This window comes from Vibrio sp. 1159, from assembly GCF_033340395.1.
Lineage (GTDB): Bacteria > Pseudomonadota > Gammaproteobacteria > Enterobacterales > Vibrionaceae > Vibrio > Vibrio alginolyticus.
This window is the reverse complement of sequence record NZ_JAWOWL010000129.1, coordinates 1-1,265: the sequence shown is the minus strand read 5'-3', so window position 1 is coordinate 1,265 and position 1,265 is coordinate 1. Positions and strand designations below refer to the sequence as shown.

The window sequence follows — 1,265 nt, the reverse complement described above, 5'->3', positions numbered from 1 at the left end:
TGCATGAAGTGGCTGTAGCCCTCTCAGCCAATGCCTTGGTTGTCACGACCGTAATGGATGGACACTGCATCACCACTACTCGAAGCTGTGCCGATCGTGGCATCAACATGCGCGTTATTACGCAAATTCAACGTATCTGTATCATGATGGAGCGCGGGTTACTTGATGCTGCCATGGCGCAGAAAAAACTGAATACCATCAGCCCAGAACGGTACAACCGCTGGCTAGTGGTGCTTATGATTGGCTTATCATGCGCGGCATTCAGCCATTTAGCAGGTGGCGATTGGGGCGTATTTATTATGACCTTCTTGGCCTCGGCTGGTGGCATGATCGTGCGCCAAGAGATTGGCCATCGTCACTTCAATCCATTACTTAACTTTGCTGCTACCGCATTTGTAACCACGTTGATTTCTGCTCAAGCTGAAATTTATCAAATTGGTAATTTACCAACCGTAGCGATGGCATCGTCGGTATTAATGTTGGTGCCTGGTTTTCCACTGATTAATTCGGTAGCAGACATGCTAAAAGGTCACATTAACATGGGTATTGCTCGGTTTGTAATGGCCAGTTTGCTGACGTTAGCAACGTGTTTGGGCATTGTGGCGGCAATGAGTGTAACTGGTATTTGGGGGTGGGCAATTTAATGAATATTTTTGATTTAACGCTCGGTTTGCTCAATGACATGTTTTTTGCAGCCATCCCTGCAGTCGGCTTTGCGTTGGTGTTTAATGTGCCACAGCGAGCTTTGATCTATTGTGCGGTAGGTGGTGCGATTGGTCACGGAAGCCGTTACTTGATGATGCAGTTTGGAGTACCGATTGAGTGGGCGACCTTCTTCGCTGCCACCTTGGTTGGCATGATAGGGGTTCATTGGTCTCACCGCTTTTTGGCTCATCCAAAAGTGTTTACTGTCGCTGCATTGATACCTATGGTGCCGGGCGTTTTTGCTTACAAAGCGATGATTGCGATGGTGGAGATTAACCATTTGGGTTACTCGCCAGAGTTAATTGCGACCTGCATGGAGAACTTTCTTAAAGCCATGTTTATTATTGCTGGTTTAGCAGTTGGCCTCGCAGTTCCTGGGCTGTTATTCTACCGCCGCAGACCGATAGTATAAGGACCCGACATGATCATTAGTATGATTGCCGCGATGGCAGACAACCGCGTTATTGGCAAAGATAATCAAATGCCTTGGCATCTTCCTGCGGATTTTGCTTGGTTTAAACGTTGTACGATGGGGAAGCCCGTCGTAATGGGAAGAAAGA

The 1,265-nt window shown here is 47.5% G+C and carries 3 protein-coding genes; all 3 read left to right on the top strand.

What is annotated here, in order from left to right; all coding sequences use genetic code 11:
* Positions 1 to 644: threonine/serine exporter family protein (locus tag R7127_RS26410; RefSeq protein ID WP_318148705.1), on the top strand; the 644-nt coding region annotated here is incomplete at its 5' end.
* Positions 644 to 1,117: a threonine/serine exporter family protein gene (locus R7127_RS26405; RefSeq protein ID WP_005459611.1), complete on the top strand. Its 474-nt coding sequence runs from the start codon at positions 644 to 646 to the stop codon at positions 1,115 to 1,117. The genes R7127_RS26410 and R7127_RS26405, both read left to right, overlap by 1 nt.
* A 9-nt stretch (positions 1,118 to 1,126) precedes the next feature.
* Positions 1,127 to 1,265 (top strand): dihydrofolate reductase (locus R7127_RS26400; RefSeq protein ID WP_318148706.1); only part of this gene is annotated, 139 nt, incomplete at its 3' end.